Below are 24,973 nucleotides of genomic sequence, written 5' to 3'. Positions count from 1 at the left end.
AACAACGCGCTTCAAACCGACGTCAGGGCTGTCCAAACGGTGGCAACAGCCAGAATCACAAATAGAAGACTGGCTCCAACTCTGGCCGTCGCCAGTGGTAACCGCTCCATCAACCATTTACCAGCCATGATAACCGGTATATTAGCTAGCAGCATACCAACGGTGGTGCCCATAATCACCCAGAAGGTGTCCGTATATCGCGCGGCCAGCACCACGGTCGCGATCTGGGTCTTGTCGCCGATCTCCGCCAGGAAGAACATCACCGTCGTGGCCATGAAGGCGCCCATGCCCAGGAACGCCGAATCACCATTGTCATCCTTGTCCGGAATCAACAACCAGAGTGCAATGGCCACGAAGCTGGTAGCCAGGATCCAGGGCAACCAGGCTTGCGGAATCCACTCTGCGATCCAGGCACCCAACAGCGCTGACAAGGCATGGTTCAGCAGGGTGGCGACAAGTATGCCAAGAATGATGGGCGCACGCTTGGCGTAACGGGCAACCAGGAAGAGAGAGAGTAGTTGGGTCTTGTCGCCGATCTCCGCAATGGCGACCGCAAACGTTGAAGCGAGAAAAGCGTCCATGAAAAACTCCGGGGCGGACATTCAGACATGAGACAGCCCACCTTCCGCCCTGGGAGGTGAAACTGCCTCAGGTCTTGCCAATTTCACCAATGTACCGGTGAAACATGATAGCCACGGAGATTGAGCCCCAAGTATGTTGACTACCATCCGCCCCTGGAAACGGGTTCCGTTGCGGAGGCTACTCCCCTGAAGAGTGCCGAAATGTTAATCAATACCTGGGCGGATGGCAACTATACGCGCATTTTCCACACTGGAATGGCCGCCATCGCCACGAATACAGCCACCAGCCACCAGGCTGAATGAAACGCCCCAATAGTGGGGATGCCGCCACTGTGGTCACCAAATTCAATGGTCAGGGCCACGATATTGACGCCAAAGGCCCCACCCAGCTGGCGGGTAAAGTTAATGGTGCTCGAACCGGCACCGAGTTGCTCCGGCGCCAGTGGATTCAGGGCACCCGTTGAGAGGGCTGGCAGCATGAAGCCGATACCGATTCGCCCCAACACGGTCCATAGCGCCAGCCAGCCGAAGGCGAGCTCAATGTCCGATACCGCAAACAACATGGCCGACATGGCGAACAGGACAATGCCGAATATCACCAGCTTACGGGCACTCAGGCGGTCCGCCAGTCTCCCGGCCAATGGAAAGGTCATGCCCAGCACAATGCCTGCTGGCAACATCAGCAAACCGGCTTCGGTGGCGGTGAATTCCAGGGCCGTCTGCACAAACAGGGGTACCAGGTAGGTGGAGCCAAACAAGGCGAGCCCCAACGCCATGGCGCCCACGTTGGCGTAAACGAAGGCCGGATTGCGTAGAAGCTCTATGTTCACCAATGGGTGTCGGGCGCGTCGCTCACGAATCACAAACAGCACCAGGGCGATGACCGCAACAGCGCCCTCGATGGCAATTCGTGCTTCCTGTCCCGCCAGTTCCTGAAGCCGGTTGAGGGTGTCCAGCGACAGACCGATGGCAGCGCCCAGGAGCACCAAGCCAGGAAAGTCAAAACGGTAGGGAGCCGGGCGGGAGACCGGCAGCGGCAGAAAGCGCCATGCCATAAACACCCCGGTCAGGGTGACGGGCACGGGGGCGAACATCACATAGCGCCAGTCCAACTGATCCACCAGGAAGCCCCCGAGAACCGGGCCCAGGGCTGGAGCGAGAATCACACCCATGCCGTAGATACCCATGGCCTGCCCACGACGGTTGCGGGGGAAAATCCGGAACACCAGATACATACCCATGGGCTGCATGAGCCCCGCCATGGCACCCTGGCCAATGCGGGCGGCAATCAACTGTTCCGGGGAGGTGGCAAAACCACCAAGGAGGGAGATCACCGTGAACAGGAACATGGCCGTCGCCAGGGTCTTGCGCACGCCAAAGTGATCCAGAAGCCACGACGAGGCCAGCATGGTGGTGGTCATGGCCGCGATGAACCCGGTGGCCAGCCAGTGCACCTGGCCCTGCCGAATACCGAATTCCAGCATGATGTCGTGCAGGGCAACATTGACCACGGTTGCGCTGAGCACCGTTGCCATGGTGCCCAGCATGACCGTGGCAACCGCCAGCCAACGCCAGCGTTCGCCGTAACGGGCCCTTAACCCCTCAACCGTGTTATCACTCAGACCAAGACCCCTTCAGGCCGAGATATCGACCGCACACCATTACCGTTGCCGCTCCGCATTCTCCAGGATCCTGTGGAACACCTTGACGGCACCTTCGATGTCCCGGTCGCTAATACCCTCCAGCATCTCTTCACGCAGGCGGGCCGCACGCTCGGTCAGGACGTTCATGAATTCGGTCCCGTCCTTGGTAAGGTGAAGACGGCGGGCACGACGATCATTGGGACAGGGACGGCGCTCAATCAGGCCCTGCTGTTCCAGGCTGTCCAGCAATCGCACCAGCGTCGGATTCTCAATGGCCATCAGGCGGGCGAGCTCACGCTGGGTCAGCCCTTCGCCCCCTTGTTGCAGATAGACCATGGTGGTCCAACGAGCCTGGGTGACACCCAGATCCTTAAGGCGTTCATCCAGCAATTTGCGCCAGCGACGGGTGACCCGGGCTACGGCAAAGGGAAACTGATCTCTCATGATCTGGGACTCCGGTAATGGGGTATCGACTGCTGTACTACCTGTAACGAATACCACTGCCGAAACGGTGCAGTGACGGACAACGTTACCAATAGTAAGCTAACCATTACGATAAAAACAGATATGCAAGGTGAAACAAAATTGGGGAAAACCGAGAGACGCGGCCCGATAGGCGAGAAAGACCGGCCTATCAGCCGGTCCTGTGTAGGTCTTCGTGACGCTCCTGAGCCGCTGGTGACTCGTGAAATTCCTCGTTACGGGGGTCCATTTCCGTCAGCACCGGCGAGGTCTCAGGCATGGCAGGTATGAAGTGTTCCTGCTCCGCCACCGGCACGTCTTCCGTGTGGCTGATGCGATAACTGGTGATAATCGCCAACACCACCAGGAAACCGGCGTTGCCGAAGAACAGCCCCCTGGGGCCCAATATGCCCACCAACTCGGCCATCACGATGGGGCCAATGACACTGCCCACGCCGTAACTCAGCAGCAGTGTTGCGCTGGCGGCCACAATACGATTACTTTCCATCCGGTCGTTGGTGATTGCAACCGCGATCGGATACAGCGTGGCCGAGAGGCCCGTAAACAGGCCAACCAGCAGGGTCAGTAGCCACATCCGTTCAGCCCCGAGGATGCCAACCGACACCGCCGCGGTGCCCGCTGCCACCGCCACCCAGAACATGACGCGGCGACGATCAAACCGGTCACACACCAGCCCCAGCGGCCAGGCCAGGAGCATGGCCGCCACAATGGCACTGGCCATGAAGGTGGACACCCGGCTGACCTCCAGACCCACCAGGGTGGCGTATACCGGGCCGAGCGCATAAAAAGAACCGATCATGACACCGCAGATCAGCGCACCGGAAACCCCGGTGAACGACTCACGGGCCAGGGTGAAGAATGACAGTCGCTCGGACTGCTCGATCACCGGGGCATCCATACGTGTCAACGACAATGGAATCAGCGCCAGCGTCAACAGGACAGCGGCGAGCGAAAACGGTATGAACGAAGACGGCTCACCGACGTTGATCAGCAACTGGCCACCGGCGGCGGACAGGTAGAACACAATTTGATAAACCGCAAAAAGGGCGCCCCGGTTGGCGTTGGTGGCGCGACTGCTGAACCAGCTCTCAATCACCACCAGAACGCCGGCCACACTGAAGCCCGACAAGGCACGCAAAATGGCCCAGAACACCTCGGACACCGCCATGGGATACAGCAGGGCGCACACCGCCGCCATGGCGGCAAAGACCGCGAAAGCCCGGATATGCCCGACACGACCGATGATGAGATGGACGTAGAGCGTACCCAACACGAAGCCAATGGAGTAACACACCAGGATCCAGCCGATAATGTTCGGCGAGACCGCTTCAATACTCAGTCGCACACCCAACAGAGTCATCAGAAAGGCGTTGCCACTGACCAGCAGGACAATACTGAGGATCAGGGCTGAAAGCGAGGTGACCATTCGGGTCATCGGTCTGGCTCCGGCGTACTTTAAACAGGTTGATACAGGAATGTAATGAAACTAGCAGCAACGCCGGAACATTGCAGAGCACGAATTAGAACAGGGCGTAATTCACAAAACCACTACGCAGTTCCCGAAATCCCCAATACCGCTTGCAGCGCCGTGATGACTGGATTTAACATCATTTTACATTAAGGTGACGTAACACACGCTGGCGGCCTGAAGGGTTAACATGTGGGTAGTTTGATCGCTGCCTATTTGAACCCACGAGAGTCTCTCATCTCATGCAATCCACGCTAACCATGAGCGCCTGGTTATGAAAAAGACGGACTGGCCCATTCGATGGGATCTGTTGCTTCGCTACCGGCTGATTGAAATCATCGCCCTATGGGAAGGACGGCTCACCACCAATCATATCTGCCACAGTTTCGGCATTGGGCGACAGCAGGCTTCCAAGGATATCAACACCTACCTGCGGGAACTGGCACCGGACAATCTGGTTTACGATCGCCACCTTAAAGGCTATGTGCCATCGTCCAGTTTCCGGCCGGTGGTCACCGCTGGCAACGCCAGTGAATACCAGGATCTGCTGGCTCGCCAGGACGCCCTCAGTGACACCTTTGAATCGCTTAATATCAGCCTGCCTGACAGCACCATCGTCCGTGGCCCGGAACGGGTTGTTAAGCCGGAAGTCATGCGTGCCGCAGTTGCAGCAGCTCGCCACGGCCGGGTGATGAAGGCAGAGTATGCCTCCCTAAGCCCTGCTGGCGTTTCCCAGCGCACTCTGGAACCCCACACTCTGGTGTGTGTCGGCCAGAACTGGCACCTCCGTGCCTGGTGCGACGCCAACCGGGAATTTCGGGACTTCGCCCTCAGCCGTTTCCGCGGCAAGCCGGAAACCACCCGGCAACGCAGCCGTCACACCATCCAGCATGATGATGACTGGAACCGTCAAGTCTCACTGGTGATGATGCCTGATAGCCGTTTGAACAAGGCACAGCAGGATATTGTTGCCACCGATTACGGCATGGTCAGCAACCGGCTCGAACTCACCATTCGCGCGGCCCTTGCACCCTACGTACTGTCCCGGCTCGGCCTGGGTTCAGACAGCCAGCACCCGGACCCAATGGTCCAGCAGCTGGAACTGGCCAACGAAGAGCAGCTGGGCATTGCCGAGTCGGCTCGCGAACGGGCTATTAAAGCAGTAGCGGGGCTCTGCTAGACTGAGCGGGTGATCACAACCAACCCTTTCCTGTTCTGGCGCCTTGCCCTCACCCTGCTCATAGCCCTGCCCGCTGTCGCGGCGGGGGATTGTGGTACCGGGGTTATCCCGGTTTCCCGCATTCAGGGCACGGGCGATCATTCCTCTTTCGCCGGCCAGACCGTTTCCGTTGAAGGCATCATAACCATGGATGCTCGCCAACGAGGCGGCTTCCGCGGTTTTTATCTGCAACAAGCCGATGGCGAAACGGACAACGATCCGCAAACCTCCGAGGCCCTGTTTGTTTACACCCATCGCACCGACGGACAGCACGGGGATAGGGTGCATGTCTCGGGGCGGGTGAAAGAGTTCCATGGCCTGACCGAGCTCACCGATATTACCTCCATCACCCGTTGCGGGAATGGCCGTCTGCCTGAGCCTGTCTCCGTCACGCTGCCGTGGCAGGATGGCGAACCTCCGGAACACCTGGAAAACATGCGGATCAACGTCGCCGGCGAGCTAACGGTGATCAATCACTATAACCTGGCCCGTTACGGTGAACTCACCCTCGCGGCAAAGCCTCAGACGATGGCCACGGAAATCCTGGAACCAGGGCCGGGCGCTCAATCGCGCCACAGGTGGCAGGCGATCAACCGACTGTTGCTGGATGACGGCCTGGGGGCGCGCAACCCGCGCCCGATTCCCTGGCCTGGGCCACAACTGTCCGCAAACAACACGGTTCGCACCGGCGACAAGGTCAGCGGGTTAACAGGCATACTGGATTTTCGGTTCGGCGCCTGGCGACTGCAGCCGCAATCAACGCCGGCGTTCAGCCCCGCCAATCCACGCGCACCAGCACCCGAGCGACCGGAGTCGGCCACGCTCAGGGTGGTCACACTCAATCTTGGCAATTTCTTCAATGGCGATGGCCGTGGCGGCGGTTTTCCGGCAGCTCGGGGGGCCCGATCCGCCACTCAGTTTGAGCAACAGAAAGCACGGCTGGTTGCCGCGCTGACGGCGCCGAACCCGGACATCATCGCTGTCACAGAAATGGAAAACGACGGCTATGACGGCGACAGCGCCATTGCCGAATTGGCCGGCGCCTTGGGTTCACACTGGCGCTACGTGGAAACAAGCGACAACACTGGCAGTGATGCCATACGCACCGATCTGCTGTACCGCAGCGACCGTGTGGTCGCGGAAGGCTCTCCCAGCCGCCTGACAACAACACCATTTGATCGTCGTGGCCGGCCACCAGTCACTCAGGTATTCCGCCTCATTCACAGAGATCGAGCCCTGAGGGTTGTCGTTCCTCACTTGAAATCAAAGGCCTGCCGTGGCGCCAGTGGTCAGAACCGGGATCAGGACGACGGCCAGGGCTGCTACAATCACAGCCGCGAACAAGCGACCCGGGCCATTATCCGCTGGACCAATGCCCTGCCGCACCCGGATGGCCTGTCCGGCACCCTGATCACCGGGGATATGAACGCCTACGCCCGGGAGACGCCGCTGCAACTGCTGGAAGCGGCAGGCTTTATCAACGCCGTTCGTCGCATCCACGGCTGCACCGACACCACCTGTAAGCACACCAGCTATAGCTATCACGGCCGTAGCGGAACCCTGGACTACAGCCTGGTCTCGAAAAGGCTGCTCCCACGGATCGTCGATGCCCGCACCTGGTCGATAAATTCCGATGAACCCCGGGCGCTGGGCTACAAGGGGCCGGTTACCGTACCCAACGGCCAGCCCTGGCGCTCATCGGACCACAACCCGGTCATCACCGACCTGTCACTCTGATTCCACCTTGCCCGCGAGCCGCAGCATCAGGGCAGGCAGGCCAAAGCCCGGCGCGGTATACGCGGTACACTGGCTCCAATCCAGTTGAAACGGAAACCGACCGTGAAAATACCCACTCCAAACTTATGGCCTGCCGCCCGCACCAGTCAGCGATGGCTGGTACAGGCAAAACGTCGTGAAACCGTGATCGATGGCCACCGCATGGTGTATCTGGAAAAAGGGACCCCTGCCGGGGACCAACCCACCGTTATACTGATGCACGGTTTTGCCGCCATGAAAGAGAACTGGGCGCTCTGGCTGCAGCGGCTGCCCGAACACTGGCACATTCTGGTTCCGGACCTGCCAGGGCTTGGAGAAAGCGAGTACCGTTCGGACGCCGATTACGGCTACGAGGCCCAGGCGTCAAGACTGGAAGCCTGGATCGATACTCTGGCCACCAACAACCTTCACCTGGTCGGCAGCTCCATGGGGGGTGCCATTGCCACCGTCCTCGCTCACAAAATGACGCCCGCACCCGCTTCCCTGACGGTGCTGAACAGCGCCGGCATACCCGAACATACAAACGTGGACCTCGATGCCCCCTTCGAGTCCGACCGCGACGCCATTCTGATTCCCCGGGACTGGGCCGGTGTCTACCGGATGTTCAATAGCGTCGGCACTGGCAGGCCAACGGCTATGGGCGTCGCCATGACGGGGCTCCTGGGGCCGGACCTGCTGCAACGAACCACGTCCTTGCGTCACATTTTCAACGATATGCTCGCCGACGCATTGGCACCAGCACGCTACCTTGGCCCCAACACACCTCCCCTTCAGGTCCAGTGGGGGGACCGGGACGTGATCACGCCCACACGCTGTGTGGACTGGTATCGAAAGGTGACGCCCCAGGCCGATATCCACGTGTTCCGGCGGGTAGGCCATCTTCCCATGCTGGAGAATCCCGGTCGCTCAGCCCGTAAACTGGCAGCCTTCATCGACCGCCACTCAGCGGGCGGCCAGCTCTGTTAATTGGCCTGCATATCCTGTTGACCCGTCAGCGAAGTCATGGGGTGGGAGGAACATTCCGTTCATAATCGTGGAAGAAGTTTCATCCCTGACATAACAACAACAGGAAACACGAGGAAATCCCATGCGCGCCTCAGTATCTACCACTCAGGATCTGGGCATGCCGGCCATTTACCTGCACTTGCTGGCGGAGTTGCTTAGTACCATCGGCGTCGATGAAAAAGCGCTGCTCAAGCGTGTCGGCCTGGACCCGGTGCGCCTGCAGTCAACCGATTTAAGAGTCAGTCAGTCACAGGCCAGCGAGTTCGTGACCCGAGCCATCATCGAAAGCGGCGAGCCCGGGCTCGGCATCATGCTGGCCCGGGAGCTTCGACTGCCACTGCACGGAGCCCTGGGCACCGCGGTCATGAGCAGCCGCACTCTGGCAGAGGCTCTGGACCTGATGACGCGATACCTGACCCTGCGCGCCCCGCACCTGCACGTCAAGCGCCGGCAGCAGGATGGCCAGTCTATCTACGCCATCTCGTGTGGCATTGATCTGGGCCCATTGCAGGGCTTTATCATGGACGCCATGCTGTTCGGCTGCGCGTCCATGGGCGCGCAGCTAACAGGCTCACCAGTCGCCGGCTCGTCGATTCAGCGACGCGGACCGGAACCGGCCTACTTCCATCGCTTTCGCCAGCAAATTCCCATCCCCGTGGTGTACGGCGCTGGCGAAGATGCGATTGTTATTCCCGATCCGCAGCTGGCATTGCCCATCCGCTTCTCTGACGATCAGTTGGCCGCCTCGTCGAAAGCCCAGTGTGAGGAGGCCTTACGCCTTCTAACGGAAGATGCCGGCTTTGCCTGTCGGGTCAGGCGGGTGATTGAAACCAGTCACCCGTTCCCGCCGAAACTGGCCAGGGTAGCCACAACGCTGTTTGTGTCGGAGCGCACCCTGAAACGGCGTTTACAGGCGGAAGAAGCCAGTTTTCAGCACCTGGTGGATCAGGTGCGACTGGAAAGAGCGGGGGAGTTGCTGCAGCAAACTGCCATGAACCTGAGCCAGATTGCCGACGCCCTGGGCTACGCCGACGCCGCCAACTTTACCAGGGCGTTCAAGCGCTGGACCGGACAGAGCCCCAGCCAGTACCGAAACCAGGAGTCATTGCCAACAACAACGTCGATCAAGAGAACACCAACCAGTGCGATGGCCTGAAACACTCAGTCGATGCCTATGATCTTGTGCATCTGCAGGGTCAACCGCCACTGCGGGTGGGTCAGGCAGTAATCCGTGGCTTTGCGGGTGTTACTTTGCTTGACGGGGTCAGCCTCACCCTCTGAGACAGTCGGCGACGCCATTGGCGAAAGGAAATAGTGGCTGGCGTTAATGTCGGTGAAACGCTCCGGCATCGCCAGGGGCTGAGGGTACACCACTTTCAGCTCGTCACACTGGCGCAATACCACCGGCGCGTCCGCCTTGGGGCTCACACACAACCAGTCAATACCGGACGGTGCCGGCAGTGTGCCGTTGGTTTCCACGCCCACTTCAAAGCCGGCCCGGTGAAAGGCATCCACCAGCTTGTCATCCAGTTGCAGTAGTGGCTCACCACCCGTGCACACCACATAGGGTTGCCCAGGCGCATCCGGCCAAAGGCGACGAATATGCGCCGCCAGCGCATCCGCGGTTTCAAACTGGCCGCCGTTCTGACCATCGGTACCTACGAAGTCGGTATCGCAGAAGCTGCATACGGCATTGGCCCGGTCCTTTTCACGGCCAGTCCAGAGATTGCACTTGCTGAAGCGGCAAAACACCGCTGCCCGCCCGGCCTGGGCACCCTCTCCCTGCAATGTATAGAACGCTTCCTTTACCCGATACATCAGGTTTCCACCTCATACCGCAAGGGATCTGAAACGCCGTTGGCGGCAAACGCCTCCAGGCGCTCCACGCAGGAGCCACAAACGCCACAGGCTCGGTCCCGGCCGTTGTAGCAGGTCCAGGTTTTGCCGTAATCGAGCCCCAACTTCAGGCCCTCGGCCAGGATGGCCCCCTTGTCCGAGCCCATGAAGGGCGCTTCTATTTTCACCGGCTCATAGTTCGCCACCTGACAGACTGCGTCCATTTTCTCCACGAACTCCGGTCGACAGTCCGGATAGATCGCGTGATCGCCGCCATGGGCGCCGTACCAAACAGCAACAGCACCGGCGGTAACCGCATAGCCGGTGGCCAGCGACAACAGAATCATGTTGCGGTTGGGCACCACGGTGGCCTTCATGTTGTCTTCTTCGTAGTGCCCCTCGGGCACGTCCACTGCGTCCGTCAGGGCCGATCCGGCCATGACTTCACTGAGCGCACGAATATCGATCACCTTGTGCGGCACCGATAATTCTTCGCACACCTGGCGGGCGCATTCCAGTTCGCGAACGTGCCGCTGGCCGTAGTCAAACGACAGGGCATGAACCTTATACCCTCGGGCACGGGCAAGGTGGAGCAGGGTGAACGAATCCATTCCCCCAGAGTAGATTACAACGACGGTTTCGGTCATCAGGTCATCCCGGTTTCAGACAGCCAGCAGGGCGTCACTGGATTGTTATAGGGTCGGAGTAACATCCGTGGACACATTGTAACAGTGGAATGCGACGATGGGTTCGCGTCTGCAGTAGCGTGCGGGTAAACTCTGATGACGGCACATCAACAAAAACCAGGCGGAATGAGAACCAGAACCAGCCCAGCCTTTATTGACTTCGAGGCCTCCAGCCTCGATCTGATCGCCAGCTATCCGATCGAGGTGGGCATATGCTTGCCCGACGGCACCTTGCACAGCTGGCTGATACAACCCCATGTACTTTGGCAGGACTGGTCAGAAAGTGCCGAGCAGGTTCACGGAATCACCCGGGAAACCCTGGAAACGGAGGGTACACCGGTGTCGGAGGTTGCGGCACACCTGAACCAGCTGCTCTCGGGGCAGGTATTCTGCGATGCCTGGACGTTTGACAGCTTCTGGCTTCATCGGCTGTTTCGAGCCGCCAACACCCGCGCCGACTTTCAACTGGAATCCATTTCCATGTTGCTGGATGCCAATCAGGTAAGGCACTGGTCGGCATCGCGTCAGCAGGTTATCAAGCGTCTGGGGTTGCCCGTGCACAGGGCGGCAAACGACGCGCTTATCCTCCACAGAACCTGGGAAGAGATCCAACTGTTCGCTGCGGACGACGAACCGCTTCACGGACGCAGCCGGCAGGTCTGAGGTTTCCATCATGGAGCACAGCGCGCCGGCATGGAACTCAGCGCTGGGGACTATTCACCTTGGGGACGAGGACTTCGAGTCACCTTGAGGGCGAGGACTTCGAGGCCATCACGCATGGTGTTCAGTGTCCAGTAGGTTACCAGCACCATCAGCGCCGCCCCAATGACGGTAAAGGAAAAATTATCACCCACCATCTGGCTGCGGGCGATGAACAGGTATACGGCGAGCGCGAGGACAAGCAGCACTTCGACTATGGCGTGTGACTGTAACCGGTTTTTTGCAGATCCGTTTTCTTCGGACATCTTACTGGGTTTCAACCTCTCATTTCTGACGATACATTGCATTGATTAGTGTGCAAATTATCGCCAAATATGGTCCGGGCGTCTGTACGAACTAGTGGCTACGAGGTTTCCACGATGCCGTCAGGAGCACACTTTTCGGACGGCCAAAAAAAAACGCAGCCCCGAGGGCTGCGTATAAAGGAGAGATCCATGCGGTACGCCACAGATAAAAGGTGGGCACCGGAGGATTGCACAACGTAAAACACGTGACAGGACAAATTATGATCGCTTCGAGGAGCCGCGTCTGTAGGGGTTTGCCGAAGCACTCTGCCCCTTGCAAAGCCATGGGCACGCGATACACTGATGACAGTACCGAAACCGATATGCTCGGCAAACGATGCCGGAAAAGGCCCATGACAATGCTTCAGAAATACCAGTATCTGATGATTGACGCGATTGCGCACCGCAAGGGTGAGGCGTGTGCGCACTCCATGGTGAACGACATCTAACGGCTTTCGGTCAGTCCCGGGAGCCTTTGGAGCGACCGGGCAAGCTTCTCCGCGAGACCCCGGTTGCCCAGAGCGCCGGGGTTTTGTTTTTGCAGCCGCAAAACGACAAGGAGAAGATCATGAAGAGACATCCGACAAAAGCAGCAAACCAGCCGGCAAGCAGCCGCACGGGGCCTATTCGGCGCCCGGAAAAGCTGCCTCTGCTGGATGCCATCTGCAAAAAACTGAACCAGCGCGTCAACCTGGACGACGAACAACGGGTGCTGGGGCTGTATGAGCGAGGCTGGATATTCAAGGGTGTTCTGGGCAATCTGAACGATGGCGAAGCACGATACGTGCGTGCTCTTGCCACTCGCTACGGTTCCTGGATCGCCCGCCAGGTTGCGTAATGGGAAACCCGATGGGCCGAACCGTCAATGCTGGCGGTTCAGTCCCTGTATCATGGCGGCATCGCCGCCGTGCACCATGGCGTAGTTGTTCACCACGTCGTGAATTTTTTCCTGGGAATAGGGTTTGACCACGTAACCGTTGGCCCCGGCACTGATTGCTTTCTGGATGCTGTCGATGGAGTCATCCGCTGTCACTAAAACAATGTGCTGATCCTTGCGCTTGGCCTTGAACTCCTCCATCAACTGATGACCGTTGCCATCCGGCAGCCCCAGGTCCAGCAAGATGATCTGGAAGACGTCAGCCTCAAAGGCAGCCCTGGCACCCGCAATGTCCGGACACTCAACCACACTGCTTGCACCTGCCGTGTATAGCATGTCTACCAACCGCTCCCTCATGACCGGCTCGTCTTCCACCACCAATATTCTCATATCACTCATACCCCGCCTCCTGATTCTATTTTATACCCGGCCCCACAAGGCACTTCAAAGGGAATCACCGCCGGTTCGCCGGGGAATCGCCAGCGGCTCATGCTGGGCAGTGGCTGGCGCAGGTTCTCCAGTCTCGTCCAGGCGAGCGCCAGCAGTGCGGGACGAACTGGCGTTTACCCCGCCGGACCGGGTCAGAATATTACTGATACTGACGGCCGTGGTGTAGAGGGAAATCGCGATGATCAGCAGGATAGGCTGAACAAACGCCACGAACCCGGGCACTTCGCGATGACCAGCGATACTGAGCATAAGGATGATGGCCGGCCCCAACACTACAAACAGCGTCAATGCGATAAAGAACACAATACGCTCCTTGAAACGGCCCAAGTCGCGGTTACTGACCAGCCCCAGCACGAATTTTCCGATGGCCAGCCCGGCCAGTATCGCAGCCGCAATGCTCAGATCGGGCCTGAGTAGCGTCTCATAAAGCTGGCCATCCCATAACCGTTGCATGCTGATGACCAGGAACGGAAAGAGGACAAACAGAATGTCGGCGTAGGTGCCATACATCATACTCAGCGAGTGCTGTTCGCTTTGCTGGAGGTTTTCACTCATCAATCACGATTCCTGTTTTATCGGTAGCCGAAATGTCGGTTGTCATAGACGTGCCTCCCGCCCCTGCAATGCCCTGTCGATCATGTCAGCCAGGGCTTGCAGCTGGCTGTGAACGTGGTCCCAGTCACGGTCTTCAACGTTCACGCAAGCCTCCAGTTTCCCTGCCTGCCGTGTCATGTCAGGGTAGCCCATGGCGCCGGCGGTGCCTTTGATCTGATGGGCTTCCGATGCCAATCGCTGCTGATCACGACGCGCGGCTGCGGCTTCCATGGCCACTTTTCGGGACGCCAACCCATCGAGGAAGCGTTCGACCAGGTGACCAATGTCCTCATCCTCCGTCGAGTCTCTGCTCGGGCCATTGGACTCTGGGAGGAAATGGTCCAGCGTGCTCAGCAAATGCCTACTGTCGATGGGTTTGTTCAATACCCCATCGCACCCGGCCGCCATCAACGCATCGGTTTCCGACTGGTCACCGGCGGTGAAGGCAATAACTGGCCGGCGGAAGCCCGTCTGCCGCAGTAACCGGGTAGCCTCCACTCCGTCCAGACCCGGCATATGGCGGTCCATCAGCACCATCTGCACCGATTCGGACAGCGCCGTTCGGACCGCATCATCGCCACTGGCAACGGTGATGACATCCAACCCCTGGGCCCCGAGCATGCGCTCCACCAGACGACGGTTGTCCTCGTTGTCCTCCGCGACCAGTATTGTGCCGCAATAGCGCCGGTGGCCATCGGATTCACTCTCCGGCCGCACCACCAGATATCTGGCCATGACTTCGTAGAAACGCTGTTTGTCGATGGGTTTGGCCAGATGGTCATTACAGCCTGCGAGGCGATAGTCTGCAATATCCTCCGCCATCACGTTTGCCGTCAACGCAATGACCGGGATATTCAGGCCAGCTTCACGAATGGCCGCCGTTGCATCCCGACCGTTCATGACCGGCATCTGTATGTCCATCAGAATCAGATCAAAGGGCTCCCTCAGCGCCAGATCCAGTGCTTCAGCGCCATTGCCGACATGGACCAGCTCAGCGCCCGTGCGACCCACCAGCAGGGACACCAGGCGACGATTCACGTCATTGTCCTCCGCCAGCAGGATACGGCCGGAAAGCCTTGGCGCAAGCACCATGGGAATGCTCCGCCGACGTTGCGACAATTCCGACGCGTCGCGCAGAAAGTGGACATCCTCCAATGGGCCGGTGGCGATGGAAAGCTCAAACTCACTGCCTTCGCCATACGTGCTGGAAACGGATATGTTGCCACCCAGCAACTCCGCCAGCCGACGGGAAATGCTCAACCCGAGACCGGTTCCTCCATATTGCCGGGCAATCGCGGCGCTACCCTGGGCGAACGGGTCAAACAGCCGGCCCAACTGTTCGGGTTTCATGCCGATGCCGGTGTCCACCACCCTGGCCACCAGGGCCTGGCGCTCACGATCACATCGAACATTCAGAGAAATAGAGCCATTTTCCGTGAATTTAAGCGCATTTCCGCACAGATTGATGATGATTTGGCGAAAGCGGGTCGGGTCCGTGGCAACCTTTTCGGGCAGGGGATACTCACAGATGATATGAAATTCCAGCCCCTTTTCCCGCGCCCTGGGTGCGAAGAAAGCGCGGATTTCGTCAAGCAGTTCCGGCAAATTAACCGACACTATATCCACATCCAGCTTATTGGCGTCGATCTTCGAGTGATCCAGGATGTCGTTAATCAGGTCCAGCAAGTGACGGCCACTGCGCACCACCGTTTCCGCACTGGTGTGTTTCTCCCTCTCGGTCAGGTCGGGATCGAGCAGGGTTTCGCCATAACCGATAATCGCCGCCAACGGTGTGCGAATTTCGTGGCTCATGTTGGCCAGGAACTGGCTTTTTGCTTCGGCCGAATTGCGGGCCAGTTCTTTTTCCAGACGTTCCTGCTCCCTCTCCCGCTCGATACGCTGGCGCTGATGGCGCTCGGTGGCGTCAATGCAGGTGCCCTCAAGATGGGCGGGATCGCCATCGGGGGTATACACGGTATGTAACGAAATGGTGGCCCAGCGCTCTTCACCGGAACGGGTGTAATAGCGTGCTTCGATACCCTTGACGGTGCCTCGGGATTCCAACTGCCCAATCACCCAGCGGCGCACTCTCTCATCCGCAAAACAGGTTTCCAGGACGTCCGGGTCAAGATCCAGCAGCTCCCGGCTGCTGGTGTAGCCCATCAACCTTGCCATGGCGGGGTTGGCGGTGACGAAACGCCGGCCCAGCGACATCTGGAACACGCCCTCTATGGCGTTGTCGAACAGCGACTGGTATCGACGCAGGTTGGCCAGAGCCCGCTGGCTCCAACCCAGGGCTTCGCCCTGCACCTGTTTGATCCGGTCAGCCAGGGCAAAGGAAAACAGGATAATCTGGGCCGTCAGGCCGAACTGCGGGGCATAGGAAGTGAACATGTTCAACGGCAGGTAGCCCATCACGGTCAGGCCATAGATACCGAAACCCACCAGCGCCAGGGTCCAGGCAAAAAAGTAGGAGCGCGCAGCCGGGTTGTAATAGCGCCACGACAGGTAACTGACCACAATCAGGATGATGCTGAGCAGGATCGACGCCAACACGATCCATTCCATCGCCGTGTGATAGGGCAGGAACAGGGATAGCACAAAGGTCGCCACAATGGCGTACAGGCAAAGCTGGATCACCTTGTCCAGGTCCGCCGACCGCTCCCGGGTTTCCAACAGGGACCGGGCCATCAACAGGCCCCAGAACCAGGTATTGATGATCTGGTAATGGAGGTATTCCTTGTGCAACAGTGCAGGACGATTCTCCAGTAGCTGGATACCGTGCACCTGCTCGGTGGCGATGAATACCGTGGCTGATACCAGATACATCACGTAGTAGATATTGCTGCGCTCGCGAACCGACACGGCAACAAACAGGTTGTAGGCGAGAATGGCCAGGATGCTGCCTAGCAGAATGCCCCGCACGGCTTCATCGACCGACACCTTCTCAATATAAGCATCGGGGTGCCATAGGGTGATCGGCAGGCGGAAAGTGTTGGTATTGGTGATGCGCAAATAAATGCGGGTTGAGCTTCCCGGTTCCAGTGACAAACGGAACGTGGGGTTGGGTACGGCCAGGTCACGCCCGGACCAGTCGCCCTCGTAGCCAGCACGGCGCTGCTCTATCAGCTCACCATCCTGGACCAGATAGAGCACCACCTCATCCACCAATGGCAGGGCGAGCTCCAGTATCCAGTCTGTCAGTGCTGCGCCAGCTCCTACCTCGACATCAAATCTGGCCCAGTATGCAGATTCCGTGTAGCCAAAGTTCAGCACACCGCCTTCGTGACGGGTGAAAGGCGCGGTATCGCCACTCAGTGTATCGTTGAAATCGACGGCGTGTTCCGGGTCCTCCAGGTACCAGATACAACTACCCAGATCACGCACACTGCTGGTGGCGCTGTTCAGAACAATCTCGCCGTCCTGGCATCGCTCCTGCGCCGCGGCGGAGGCCGGAATAATAATAGCCAGAACCGCAAGCGCGATGAAACGGAACCATCGGGCGTGGCATTCCCATTGCTGCAAAATGTGATCTCCGCGAGGGCAGATGCCTTTTTTATGGTTTATTGTCAGCAGTCACGCAGGTGCCGAATGAATTCAGCGGCACCCTAGCTAAACACTTTAGCGTTTTACCGACAACGACGCATCTCAGGGTCACTTGAAATGAGACATTCCTGCATTTTCGCCACCGTTCCCCTGTTTACCCTGACATTGGCCGGCTGTGGGCCAGATGACTCTTCAGACAGTAATTTCATCAACCCGGCAACCAGCGTGGCGTTGACGTTCGAAAGCTTTGATATCCAGAATGAAGATGGGCTGCCCCCCGTACTGCCCCAAACCATATTCTACGATTTTTACCGGGGCGTTGAGCCCGCTGACGGGGAGGACGACGAGGGAATAGCAACACAGCTGCGTGAGCGTCTTAATACGCTGATGGGCCTGACGCCAAGCAACGATGGTACCCGCTACACCAGTGCCCGCAATCCGATGGACTTCCTGCAACATGTCATTTCATCGAACCAGGTGGACTCATTCAACCGGGGCCGCCGACTGATGCGGGACAGCATGAACAGCGGTGACCCCGCTACCTACAACACACCGGACAAGAACGCGCAGATCCACTTTACCGAAACCGGTGGCAACAATGGAACCGAGCCTGAACCTGACCAGATCTGGGTCTATCCGCTACTGGACTGGACCAGCAACCCGCAACTGAACAAGATTTTCCGGTCCTTTCAGTTTATCGCCAGGGCGCCCGATCAGAATGACAGTTCACCGTCAGAGATTGCCAGTGCGTTCTGGAGTGGCCGCTTTGCAAATGAAAGCTTCTCGGTGAGCGGTTACAACCGGCCAGAGTTTGCGTCGCTGAGTTTTACCGGTCGCTCACTGGGCCACGGGGAACTGTTTCAGGAGTTCATCAGAAACAAATCAGACATGCTGACATTCCTGGACACATCCGGCATTACCGTTGACGGCCAGGAACCGGACTGCATTCGGGTCAGAGTGGACTATGAGGCTGCAGAAGTGCGCGTTTTTACATCCAGTGGCGAAGACCCTACCATCGAGGATGACGAAACCGGGGAAACCTCTCCCAATCCGGCACATTGCGGAAACCAGCAGAACGGCAGCGAGGCCATTTTCTACCAGTCCGTGACTATCGATGAGCGTCAGTAACCGGTATTGCCCTGCATATCCCAGTTCTTGAGGAACCCCTTCTTGCGGTCGATCATGCGCTCGTAGGTCGAGATCATGATGGCGGCGTGAGGGGCTTTGGTCAGTCGGAGGGTTTCAATACGGCGCTCAAGGCGCGCCACTTCGGTACTGACCTGCTGGCAGACGTGGGACCGAACACTGTCGTGATGGTCAAGCTTGACCGGGCGCGGCTGTTCCGGCCCAGGCTGTGGCTGCGTGTGTTTATCCATGATCGTCCTCTTCCACTGAGTATCCAATGATCAATACGCCGAAACCGATGATTCCGCCCATGTTTTAGTGGCTCTTTTTGGCCGGGCTGGAAGTCCTTTTATCCTTCTGTTTCGTCGGGCTTTTCCAAAGCCTCAGTACATACTGTAGCAGGCTTTGTCCACGTTGTATGATTTGGCGTAATTCTGCACAACTGTCGGACAAAACTCAATAAAAATGAATAGAGTTTCATATTTTTTGCAGCGAATACGACGCTGCTACCCAAACTACACGAACAAACCCCTGCTATAGTTCCCTTCAGATCACCATATATGCGCAGCCATTTGCCGTAACAGCCCCATTCCATCCCGGCCAGGAAGACCGCTTATGAACCAGACATCCGTTGCCGACACACTAAGGGAATACCTTTCCCTGCTGGAGCTGCTTGACGATGCGTACTGGGAGGCGAGCTCCATTCAGCACAAGGACATGCTTTACGACATCATCAGCATCTTCAGTCAGGAAGTGGCTGAGATCAACAAACTCAGCATCATGGACCACCATTACCCCTACGAAGTTATCACTGAGGGAATCCGGCGGGTGGTCCCCAAGCTGGAGCGGCTGGATGAAAGTCGGGAGGATGTGATCCAGCGAACCCAGACACTCACCGACTTCCGGGATATCCTGTCGTCAGTGCTGGGGATACTGGAGGAACAGCTGGCAACCCTTTAAGGGGTCAGGCCGCCACCAGGGGCCTGCGGTTTTCCGGTATCAACGGAAAACGGTCGCACACTGTGTAGACAAACCGCGCCAGCGCCGGCAGGTGGTGGCCAACAATGGGGATGCCGGTGTTGAGCAGGCTGACGGAAATGTCCCGGGCTGCATCGGCCCAGCACAGCTTGTTGATCAGACCAATGTGACCAAAGGCATGCCTGCTTTGCTGGCCCCAAAGCCCCACGGGGTTGCCTCCAAGCATCATGCCCGCACTGAAGCGCATGGGGATCATCATCGTGCGGTCAATCTGTAGCGAGCCAAACTGTTGGATGGAGCGCCTCACGGTCATCTCGCTGCAAATACGTTTGCCATTCCAGACCCCACCATTAAGCATCATCTGAAAGAAACGCCCCATTTCCTCGGCGGTGCCACACAGGTTGCCTGCAGGGATAACCGCCTCCTGGAAGCGGGGATCATTGGAGACTCGTTCCACGGTGCGTATATCGCCTCCCAGCGCCCGGTTCACAATCCAGGATACCGGAAAGCGCGGCGTTGGGCCGGTGGCATAGTTGCCGGCCAGCTTGTCCACGTCTGCGGGTGCAATCCCATAGGTAAACCACTTCATACCCATGGGCTTGCGGAGGTGTCGGTCGATATACGCCTCAATGGTATCGCCGGTCACTTTCTCCAGTACCCGCTGCAACACAAAGCCCCCGGTGATGGCGTGGTACGCCACTTTGGCACCATCCACCTCCACCGGCTTCGCTTCACACAGCAGGCGCCAGATTTCGTCCCTGTCCCAGAGCACATCAATGGGGGTTTCCCGGGGAATCGCCGGAATGCCGCCACGGTGGGACAACACCTGGTGAATGGTAATGGTGCGCTTACCACCCCCCGCGAACTCCGGGCAGTAATACGACACCGGGTCCATCAGATTGACCAGCCCCTGTTCCGCCAGGATGTGGATTAGCAGGGCCGTGACTGCCTTGGAGGCGGAGAAATAGCAAATGGGTGTCTCGGTGGTCATCGGCACCTTCAGCGCGTCCACGGCGTCATGGGGCCCGTTGCCACTGGCATGGCCGATGGCTCGATGCAGGATCTGTTCGCCCCGGTGCCTGACCGACAGCTGTATGCCCGGATGCACTCCGGTTCGGTACAACCGCTCAACGCTGTGCCAGATGGCCTCGACAACCTCGGGGCTCACTCCGGCCAGCTCCGGTTTCTCGCCAGCCTCATCGCGGTGGGTTACTGACGCCAGGTCAGTGGGAACGGCGGAGGTGTGGAGCGCACGGCGGGCAATTCGGTTCATCGCTTGACCTTTGATTCCGGAGACTGTCTTTTCGCACATCCTGACGCTGGATATCACCCGGCACATTGGCCGGATAGCGGGCCTGGCTGCGTCAACTCATCCAGCACATCGTCTTCAAGGATTATGGGCTTCCTCGGTCAAGGGTGCCAGTACCACCTGATTGCGGCCATCGGCCTTGGCCTGATACATGGCCCTGTCGGCCGCCGCGCACAGGGTATCGGCGCTTTCACCATGGTCGGGAAATACGGAAACGCCGATACTGACGGTCATTACGACTGTGTTGCCATTCCCCAGAGGCTGTGGGGTATCACTCACCAGTCCGCGCAGTCGTTCTGCAGTTTCCAGCGCCTCGCGACGGTCCATTTCCGGCAGCAGAATAACAAACTCTTCGCCGCCAAACCGACCGACGCTATCGACACTCCGCACACTCCCTGCCAGCGATGCGCTAGCCGCCTTCAGCACGGAATCGCCGGCAGCGTGCCCATGGTCATCATTGATAGCTTTGAAGTGGTCAAAGTCGATCCACAACAGGGCCAACTCACGGTCGTAACGTTTGGCGCGGGCGATTTCCTCTTCCAATATGCGGGTCATCTCCCGCCGGTTCAGCACCCCGGTCAGCGAGTCACGGGTTGCCAGTTCCGACAGTTCTTCCTCCAGCTCCTTACGATCCGAGATATCGAGAATAATCCCCTCGAGTACCAGTTCGCCCTCACCTTCGACGCCCCGTCCACGCTCCCATACCCATATTTTCCGGCCATCCTTACGGGTTATCGGGTATTCAATGGAAAATGGCTCGGCGTTACCGATGGCGGATTCTACCGTTCGCAGGATGGTTTCATTGCTGGCTTCGTCGATGAGTTTTGCATAGCTGACCAGGCTGTTGTTCACCAGCTCGTGTGGCTCATAACCGGTCAACTCAAGACAACCGTTGGATACGGACAGCATGGTCCAGAACTCATCGTACCGGCAGCGGTAGGCCATTCCGGGCAGGTTGTCCATGATTGTGGATAGCTGGCGTTCACGCCATCGAAGGGTGTTCTCCGCTTCGCGGATATCGGTTATGTCCTGGCCGATAGCAATGGAGCCGGTGATCTCCCCGGCATCGTTCCGAAGGCTGCGTGAGTTCCACGAGAGCTGACGCTCGCGGCCGTTGCGAGTGGTAATCCAGGTTTCATAACCCACCACCTCGCCTTCGTCACGTAGGATCTCATTGGCCCTTTCGCGAATTCGCACCCGGTTCTCCTCTTCCGGGTACAACCATTGCCATATTGCATCCGAATCCATGACCTCTTCTCTAGGATAACCGCTGATATCTTCAGCAGCCTTGTTCCAGAGTACGACCCGACCCTCCGGATCCAACACATTGATCCATACATTAGCACGCTCAATCACGCTTTCGCGGAACTGGTTCAATTCGCGAATCTCTTCCTGCTGACGGACGTTCAGAGACAGCAATGTTCGATCACTCACGAATTGACGGATCAACGACAGGAAAAGCACGAGCGCAGTCACAAGGACGAAGAACGCTCCTTTGTAGGTCTGGACCCGGCTCAGCGTCTCTGGGTCGGGAAACCACTGCTGTACCAGATAATCTGAAAACGTAATCCACAACCATCCTACCAGCAGATAGATACCGACAATCCATAGTGATCGCCGCAGTGGCGTATGGCGCCCTTGAATCTTCTCCATTTAAGTCTTTCCCCGGGTTCCGGCTGCTTCCCTGTCGGTGTGAACACCTCGGGCCCACTTTGAAGGCATTACACCCTGAAAATAGTCACAGACGGCGCTGCCGTCGAGGGAATAGTGCAATTGATCAGGCATAAAAAAACCCGGAGGGTGTTTCCACCGTCCGGGTTTTGCCAGGCTTTATAAGCTTACTTCACCTGTGCGCGAGCCTCTTCAAGAATGCGGTTGAAGGTCTCGCTGGGCTGCATGATCTTGCAGACTTTCTCGGCCGGTGGGTGATAGTAACCACCGATATCGGCCGGATGGCCCTGGATCACACTCATTTCTTCCAGGATCTTGTCCTTGTTGTCTTCCAGTTGCTTCGACAGCTTGGCGAAGAAGTCCTTCAGATCCTTGTCGTCATCCTGGTTGGCCAGTTCCTCCGCCCAGTAACGGGCGAGGTGGAAGTGGCTGCCGCGGTTGTCCAGCTCACCGGTGTTGCGCGACGGCGACTGGTTGTTCTCCAGCAGGCGTTCAGTGGCTTTGTCCAGGGTCAGGCCCAGCAGGCGCGCCCGCTCGTTGTTCTGCTTTTCACCCAGTTCTTCCAGGGAAACAGCCGTGGCCAGGAACTCGCCCAGCGAGTCCCAGCGCAGGTGATTTTCCTGCAGCAGTTGCTGAACGTGCTTCGGCGCGGAACCGCCAGCACCAGTCTCGTAAAGGCCGCCGCCGTTAAGCAGGGGCACGATGGACAGCATCTTGGCACTGGTGCCCAGCTCCAGGATCGGGAACAGGTCGGTAAGGTAGTCGCGCAGGACGTTACCAGTGACGGAGATAGTATCCAGACCACGAATCAGTCGCTCCATGGTCCAGCGAATGGCACGTACGGGCGACTTGATGAGGATGTCCAGGCCGTCGGTATCGTGTTCCTTGAGATACATTTCCACTTTCTTGATCAGCTCGGCGTCGTGCGGGCGCTCATCGTCAAGCCAGAACAGGGCTGGCATGCCGGTAGCGCGGGCGCGGTTAACCGCCAACTTGACCCAATCGCGGATTGGCAGATCCTTGGTCTGGCAGGCACGCCAGATGTCGCCCTTCTCGACCTTGTGCTCGGTCAGCACGGCGCCGTCTTCAGCGATGACACGAACGATGCCGTCTTCCTTGATTTCAAAGGTCTTGTCGTGGGAGCCGTACTCTTCAGCCTTCTGCGCCATCAGGCCAACGTTCGGCACCGTGCCCATGGTGGTGGGATCAAACGCGCCGTGGGTCTTACAGAAGTTGATCACTTCCTGGTAGATGGTGGCGTAGGTGCTCTCAGGCATCACCGCTTTGGTGTCCTTGAGCTTGTTGTCCCGGGCCCACATCTTGCCGGAGTTACGGATCATCGCCGGCATGGAGGCATCAACAATGACGTCGCTGGGTACGTGCAGGTTGGTGATGCCCTTGACGGAATCTACCATGGCAATTTCCGGACGATGCTCATAGCAGGCGTGCAGGTCTTCCAGAATCTGCTCCTGCTTGGACTCCGGCAGTTGCTTGATTTTGTCCGTCACACTGGAAAGACCGTTGTTGGGGTTCACGCCCAGCTCGTCGAACAGTTCACCGTACTTGTCGAACAGTTCCTTGTAGAAGATCTTTACCGCGTGACCGAAGACGATCGGGTGGGAGATCTTCATCATCGTGGCTTTGACGTGCAGGGAGAACATCACGCCGGTCTTCTCGCAGTCTTCGATGCAATCATCGAAGAACTTGCGAAGTGCTTTGCAGCTCATGAACATGCCGTCCAGCACTTCGCCTTCCTGCAGTGCCAGTTCACTCTTGAGAACGGTCTGCTTACCCTTGGCGTTCTCAAAAACGATACGGGCGTTGGTGGCCTTGTCCAGTGTCAGAGACTGTTCGTTGGAGTAGAAATCACCGCCGCGCATGTGGGCCACGTGGGTGCGTGACGCCGGGCTCCACTCGCCCATGGTGTGGGGGTGTTTGCGGGCAAAGGCCTTGACTGCTGTGGGGGCACGACGGTCGGAGTTACCTTCACGCAGCACCGGGTTTACAGCGCTGCCCAGTACTTTGGAGTAGCGGGCATGGATTTCTTTCTCTTCGTCAGACTCAGGGTGTTCCTTGTACTCGGGAACGTTGTAACCCTGGTCATTGAGCTCCTTGATGGCAGCCCGCAGCTGGGGAATTGAGGCACTGATGTTGGGAAGCTTGATGATGTTGGCTTCCGGGTCCTTGGTGTAGTCACCCAGCTCTTTGAGGTCGTCCGGAACTTGTTGCTTTTCTTCCAGGTAATCAGGGAAGAGCGCGAGAATACGGGCAGCAAGCGAGATGTCGCTGGTGCCGAACTCGATGCCTGCGGGCTTGGCGTAAGTTTCGAGGATGGGAAGAAGTGACCGTGTCGCGAGGGCGGGGGCCTCATCGGTCAGTGTGTAAATGATCTTGGCTTTGGATGATGTCATTTTCGTCCTCAGGCTGATGGGTGAGTTCAGGACGGTCACCGCAGGGTCAGCCGTCTTGTGAACGTCTGGCTTGAGCGATGACTGATTCGGGAACTTTTGATAGACCTACTAAGATAGCATTTTTTTGCCAATTCTGGTTACGATCTTAGTATAAGAACCGACTAAAAGTTCGCTAAAAGCCGTTACAGGGTGATGAAAAGGCAGGAATTTACGAAACTTTCGGACATTTAGGTTTGGGAGTATCGCGCTGGGGGTAGGGGCAACCAAAACACGCTCAAGCACATCCCTGTGGCGCTTGGGCTCCGCCATCC

22 protein-coding genes are annotated in these 24,973 nt (G+C 58.1%); 8 read left to right on the top strand and 14 right to left on the bottom strand.

From position 1 onward, the window contains the following. Positions 1-11: 11 nt before the first annotated feature. The 4 genes from AAGD24_RS00455 to AAGD24_RS00440 all read right to left on the bottom strand — a co-directional run bounded on the left by AAGD24_RS00455 (position 12) and on the right by AAGD24_RS00440 (position 4,142). The gene (locus AAGD24_RS00455) at positions 12-581 is read right to left on the bottom strand and encodes a TMEM165/GDT1 family protein (protein WP_127402058.1); all 570 of its coding nucleotides are present in this window, start codon (positions 579-581) and stop codon (positions 12-14) included. Positions 582-811: 230 nt separating this feature from the next. Beyond that, positions 812-2,203 (bottom strand): DHA2 family efflux MFS transporter permease subunit, encoded by a 1,392-nt coding sequence (locus AAGD24_RS00450; protein WP_036207660.1) that lies wholly within the window; start codon positions 2,201-2,203, stop codon positions 812-814. 39 nt (positions 2,204-2,242) lie between these two features. Beyond that, positions 2,243-2,668 carry a MarR family transcriptional regulator gene (locus AAGD24_RS00445; RefSeq protein WP_036207661.1) on the bottom strand — a complete coding sequence of 142 codons (426 nt, stop codon included), beginning with the start codon at positions 2,666-2,668 and terminating at the stop codon, positions 2,243-2,245. Between the two features lie 190 nt (positions 2,669-2,858). Then, entirely contained in the window at positions 2,859-4,142 is a 1,284-nt protein-coding gene (locus AAGD24_RS00440; RefSeq protein ID WP_075196356.1) for an MFS transporter, read from the bottom strand. Between the two features lie 307 nt (positions 4,143-4,449). On the opposite strand from AAGD24_RS00440, the gene AAGD24_RS00435 reads away from it, so the two are divergent. From AAGD24_RS00435 to AAGD24_RS00420, 4 genes are all read left to right on the top strand, one after another. Next, positions 4,450-5,355, top strand: a complete 906-nt coding sequence (locus AAGD24_RS00435; RefSeq protein WP_036207665.1) for a WYL domain-containing protein — start codon at positions 4,450-4,452, stop codon at positions 5,353-5,355. Between the two features lie 9 nt (positions 5,356-5,364). Beyond that, complete coding sequence (locus AAGD24_RS00430) at positions 5,365-7,131, top strand: ExeM/NucH family extracellular endonuclease (RefSeq protein ID WP_379866189.1); 1,767 nt, start codon at positions 5,365-5,367, stop codon at positions 7,129-7,131. 102 nt (positions 7,132-7,233) lie between these two features. Continuing rightward, a complete protein-coding gene (locus tag AAGD24_RS00425; protein ID WP_085678144.1) occupies positions 7,234-8,136 on the top strand; it encodes an alpha/beta fold hydrolase in 903 nt (300 codons plus the stop codon). A gap of 121 nt (positions 8,137-8,257) precedes the next feature. Then, entirely contained in the window at positions 8,258-9,331 is a 1,074-nt protein-coding gene (locus tag AAGD24_RS00420; RefSeq protein WP_036207671.1) for an AraC family transcriptional regulator, read from the top strand. 5 nt (positions 9,332-9,336) lie between these two features. On the opposite strand, the gene queE is transcribed toward AAGD24_RS00420, so the two are convergent. Beyond that, positions 9,337-9,993, bottom strand: a complete 657-nt coding sequence (queE, locus tag AAGD24_RS00415; RefSeq protein ID WP_036207673.1) for a 7-carboxy-7-deazaguanine synthase — start codon at positions 9,991-9,993, stop codon at positions 9,337-9,339. Beyond that, positions 9,993-10,658, bottom strand: a complete 666-nt coding sequence (gene queC / locus AAGD24_RS00410; protein ID WP_036207677.1) for a 7-cyano-7-deazaguanine synthase QueC — start codon at positions 10,656-10,658, stop codon at positions 9,993-9,995. The genes queE and queC overlap by 1 nt, the downstream gene beginning before the upstream one ends. A gap of 165 nt (positions 10,659-10,823) precedes the next feature. On the opposite strand from queC, the gene AAGD24_RS00405 reads away from it, so the two are divergent. Continuing rightward, positions 10,824-11,360 carry a hypothetical protein gene (locus tag AAGD24_RS00405; RefSeq protein ID WP_036207679.1) on the top strand — a complete coding sequence of 179 codons (537 nt, stop codon included), beginning with the start codon at positions 10,824-10,826 and terminating at the stop codon, positions 11,358-11,360. Between the two features lie 50 nt (positions 11,361-11,410). On the opposite strand, the gene AAGD24_RS00400 is transcribed toward AAGD24_RS00405, so the two are convergent. Next, on the bottom strand, positions 11,411-11,677 hold the full coding sequence (locus AAGD24_RS00400) for a hypothetical protein (RefSeq protein ID WP_226909995.1): 267 nt from the start codon (positions 11,675-11,677) through the stop codon (positions 11,411-11,413). A gap of 592 nt (positions 11,678-12,269) precedes the next feature. Here AAGD24_RS00400 and AAGD24_RS00395 point away from each other — a divergent pair. Continuing rightward, a complete protein-coding gene (locus AAGD24_RS00395) occupies positions 12,270-12,539 on the top strand; it encodes a hypothetical protein (RefSeq protein ID WP_036207831.1) in 270 nt (89 codons plus the stop codon). A 24-nt stretch (positions 12,540-12,563) separates the two neighbouring features. Here the strand turns inward: AAGD24_RS00395 and AAGD24_RS00390 are convergent, their stop codons facing one another. From AAGD24_RS00390 to AAGD24_RS00380, 3 genes are read right to left on the bottom strand one after another with little or no spacing between them, the layout of a single operon-like run. Beyond that, positions 12,564-12,977, bottom strand: coding sequence for a response regulator (locus tag AAGD24_RS00390; protein WP_036207689.1), 414 nt, complete (start codon positions 12,975-12,977; stop codon positions 12,564-12,566). Between the two features lie 45 nt (positions 12,978-13,022). Beyond that, entirely contained in the window at positions 13,023-13,583 is a 561-nt protein-coding gene (locus tag AAGD24_RS00385) for a hypothetical protein (protein ID WP_036207692.1), read from the bottom strand. A gap of 42 nt (positions 13,584-13,625) precedes the next feature. Next, positions 13,626-17,147 (bottom strand): response regulator, encoded by a 3,522-nt coding sequence (locus AAGD24_RS00380; RefSeq protein WP_379866184.1) that lies wholly within the window; start codon positions 17,145-17,147, stop codon positions 13,626-13,628. Positions 17,148-17,285: 138 nt separating this feature from the next. On the opposite strand from AAGD24_RS00380, the gene AAGD24_RS00375 reads away from it, so the two are divergent. Then, positions 17,286-18,296, top strand: coding sequence for a hypothetical protein (locus AAGD24_RS00375; protein ID WP_228210652.1), 1,011 nt, complete (start codon positions 17,286-17,288; stop codon positions 18,294-18,296). Here the strand turns inward: AAGD24_RS00375 and AAGD24_RS00370 are convergent. Then, positions 18,290-18,544 carry a hypothetical protein gene (locus AAGD24_RS00370; RefSeq protein WP_036207701.1) on the bottom strand — a complete coding sequence of 85 codons (255 nt, stop codon included), beginning with the start codon at positions 18,542-18,544 and terminating at the stop codon, positions 18,290-18,292. The genes AAGD24_RS00375 and AAGD24_RS00370 overlap by 7 nt on opposite strands. 364 nt (positions 18,545-18,908) lie before the next feature. Here AAGD24_RS00370 and AAGD24_RS00365 point away from each other — a divergent pair, with 364 nt between their 5' ends. Further along, the gene (locus AAGD24_RS00365) at positions 18,909-19,253 is read left to right on the top strand and encodes a hypothetical protein (protein WP_036207704.1); all 345 of its coding nucleotides are present in this window, start codon (positions 18,909-18,911) and stop codon (positions 19,251-19,253) included. 4 nt (positions 19,254-19,257) lie between these two features. Here the strand turns inward: AAGD24_RS00365 and AAGD24_RS00360 are convergent, their stop codons facing one another. The 3 genes from AAGD24_RS00360 to AAGD24_RS00350 form a co-directional block, all read right to left on the bottom strand. Next, a complete protein-coding gene (locus AAGD24_RS00360; RefSeq protein WP_085678152.1) occupies positions 19,258-20,544 on the bottom strand; it encodes a serine hydrolase in 1,287 nt (428 codons plus the stop codon). Between the two features lie 114 nt (positions 20,545-20,658). Beyond that, positions 20,659-22,233 carry a diguanylate cyclase gene (locus tag AAGD24_RS00355; RefSeq protein ID WP_379866181.1) on the bottom strand — a complete coding sequence of 525 codons (1,575 nt, stop codon included), beginning with the start codon at positions 22,231-22,233 and terminating at the stop codon, positions 20,659-20,661. 185 nt (positions 22,234-22,418) lie between these two features. Further along, positions 22,419-24,662: an NADP-dependent isocitrate dehydrogenase gene (locus tag AAGD24_RS00350; RefSeq protein ID WP_085678157.1), complete on the bottom strand. Its 2,244-nt coding sequence runs from the start codon at positions 24,660-24,662 to the stop codon at positions 22,419-22,421. Positions 24,663-24,973: the final 311 nt, after the last annotated feature.

The sequence above is a fragment of the Marinobacter sp. M5B genome (assembly GCF_042604615.1).
Taxonomy (GTDB): Bacteria; Pseudomonadota; Gammaproteobacteria; order Pseudomonadales; family Oleiphilaceae; genus Marinobacter; species Marinobacter salarius.
This window is presented reverse-complemented; position numbering and strand designations above follow the sequence as displayed.

Coding starts and splice junctions, on each gene's coding strand:
- AAGD24_RS00455 (WP_127402058.1), bottom strand. CDS start 581: ATGGACGCTTTTCTCGCTTCAACGTTTGCGGTCGCCATTGCGGAGATC.
- AAGD24_RS00445 (WP_036207661.1), bottom strand. CDS start 2,668: ATGAGAGATCAGTTTCCCTTTGCCGTAGCCCGGGTCACCCGTCGCTGG.
- AAGD24_RS00440 (WP_075196356.1), bottom strand. CDS start 4,142: ATGACCCGAATGGTCACCTCGCTTTCAGCCCTGATCCTCAGTATTGTC.
- AAGD24_RS00435 (WP_036207665.1), top strand. CDS start 4,450: ATGAAAAAGACGGACTGGCCCATTCGATGGGATCTGTTGCTTCGCTAC.
- AAGD24_RS00420 (WP_036207671.1), top strand. CDS start 8,258: ATGCGCGCCTCAGTATCTACCACTCAGGATCTGGGCATGCCGGCCATT.
- queE (WP_036207673.1), bottom strand. CDS start 9,993: ATGTATCGGGTAAAGGAAGCGTTCTATACATTGCAGGGAGAGGGTGCC.
- queC (WP_036207677.1), bottom strand. CDS start 10,658: ATGACCGAAACCGTCGTTGTAATCTACTCTGGGGGAATGGATTCGTTC.
- AAGD24_RS00405 (WP_036207679.1), top strand. CDS start 10,824: ATGAGAACCAGAACCAGCCCAGCCTTTATTGACTTCGAGGCCTCCAGC.
- AAGD24_RS00395 (WP_036207831.1), top strand. CDS start 12,270: ATGAAGAGACATCCGACAAAAGCAGCAAACCAGCCGGCAAGCAGCCGC.
- AAGD24_RS00390 (WP_036207689.1), bottom strand. CDS start 12,977: ATGAGTGATATGAGAATATTGGTGGTGGAAGACGAGCCGGTCATGAGG.
- AAGD24_RS00385 (WP_036207692.1), bottom strand. CDS start 13,583: ATGAGTGAAAACCTCCAGCAAAGCGAACAGCACTCGCTGAGTATGATG.
- AAGD24_RS00375 (WP_228210652.1), top strand. CDS start 17,286: ATGAGACATTCCTGCATTTTCGCCACCGTTCCCCTGTTTACCCTGACA.
- AAGD24_RS00370 (WP_036207701.1), bottom strand. CDS start 18,544: ATGGATAAACACACGCAGCCACAGCCTGGGCCGGAACAGCCGCGCCCG.
- AAGD24_RS00365 (WP_036207704.1), top strand. CDS start 18,909: ATGAACCAGACATCCGTTGCCGACACACTAAGGGAATACCTTTCCCTG.
- AAGD24_RS00360 (WP_085678152.1), bottom strand. CDS start 20,544: ATGAACCGAATTGCCCGCCGTGCGCTCCACACCTCCGCCGTTCCCACT.
- AAGD24_RS00355 (WP_379866181.1), bottom strand. CDS start 22,233: ATGGAGAAGATTCAAGGGCGCCATACGCCACTGCGGCGATCACTATGG.
- AAGD24_RS00350 (WP_085678157.1), bottom strand. CDS start 24,662: ATGACATCATCCAAAGCCAAGATCATTTACACACTGACCGATGAGGCC.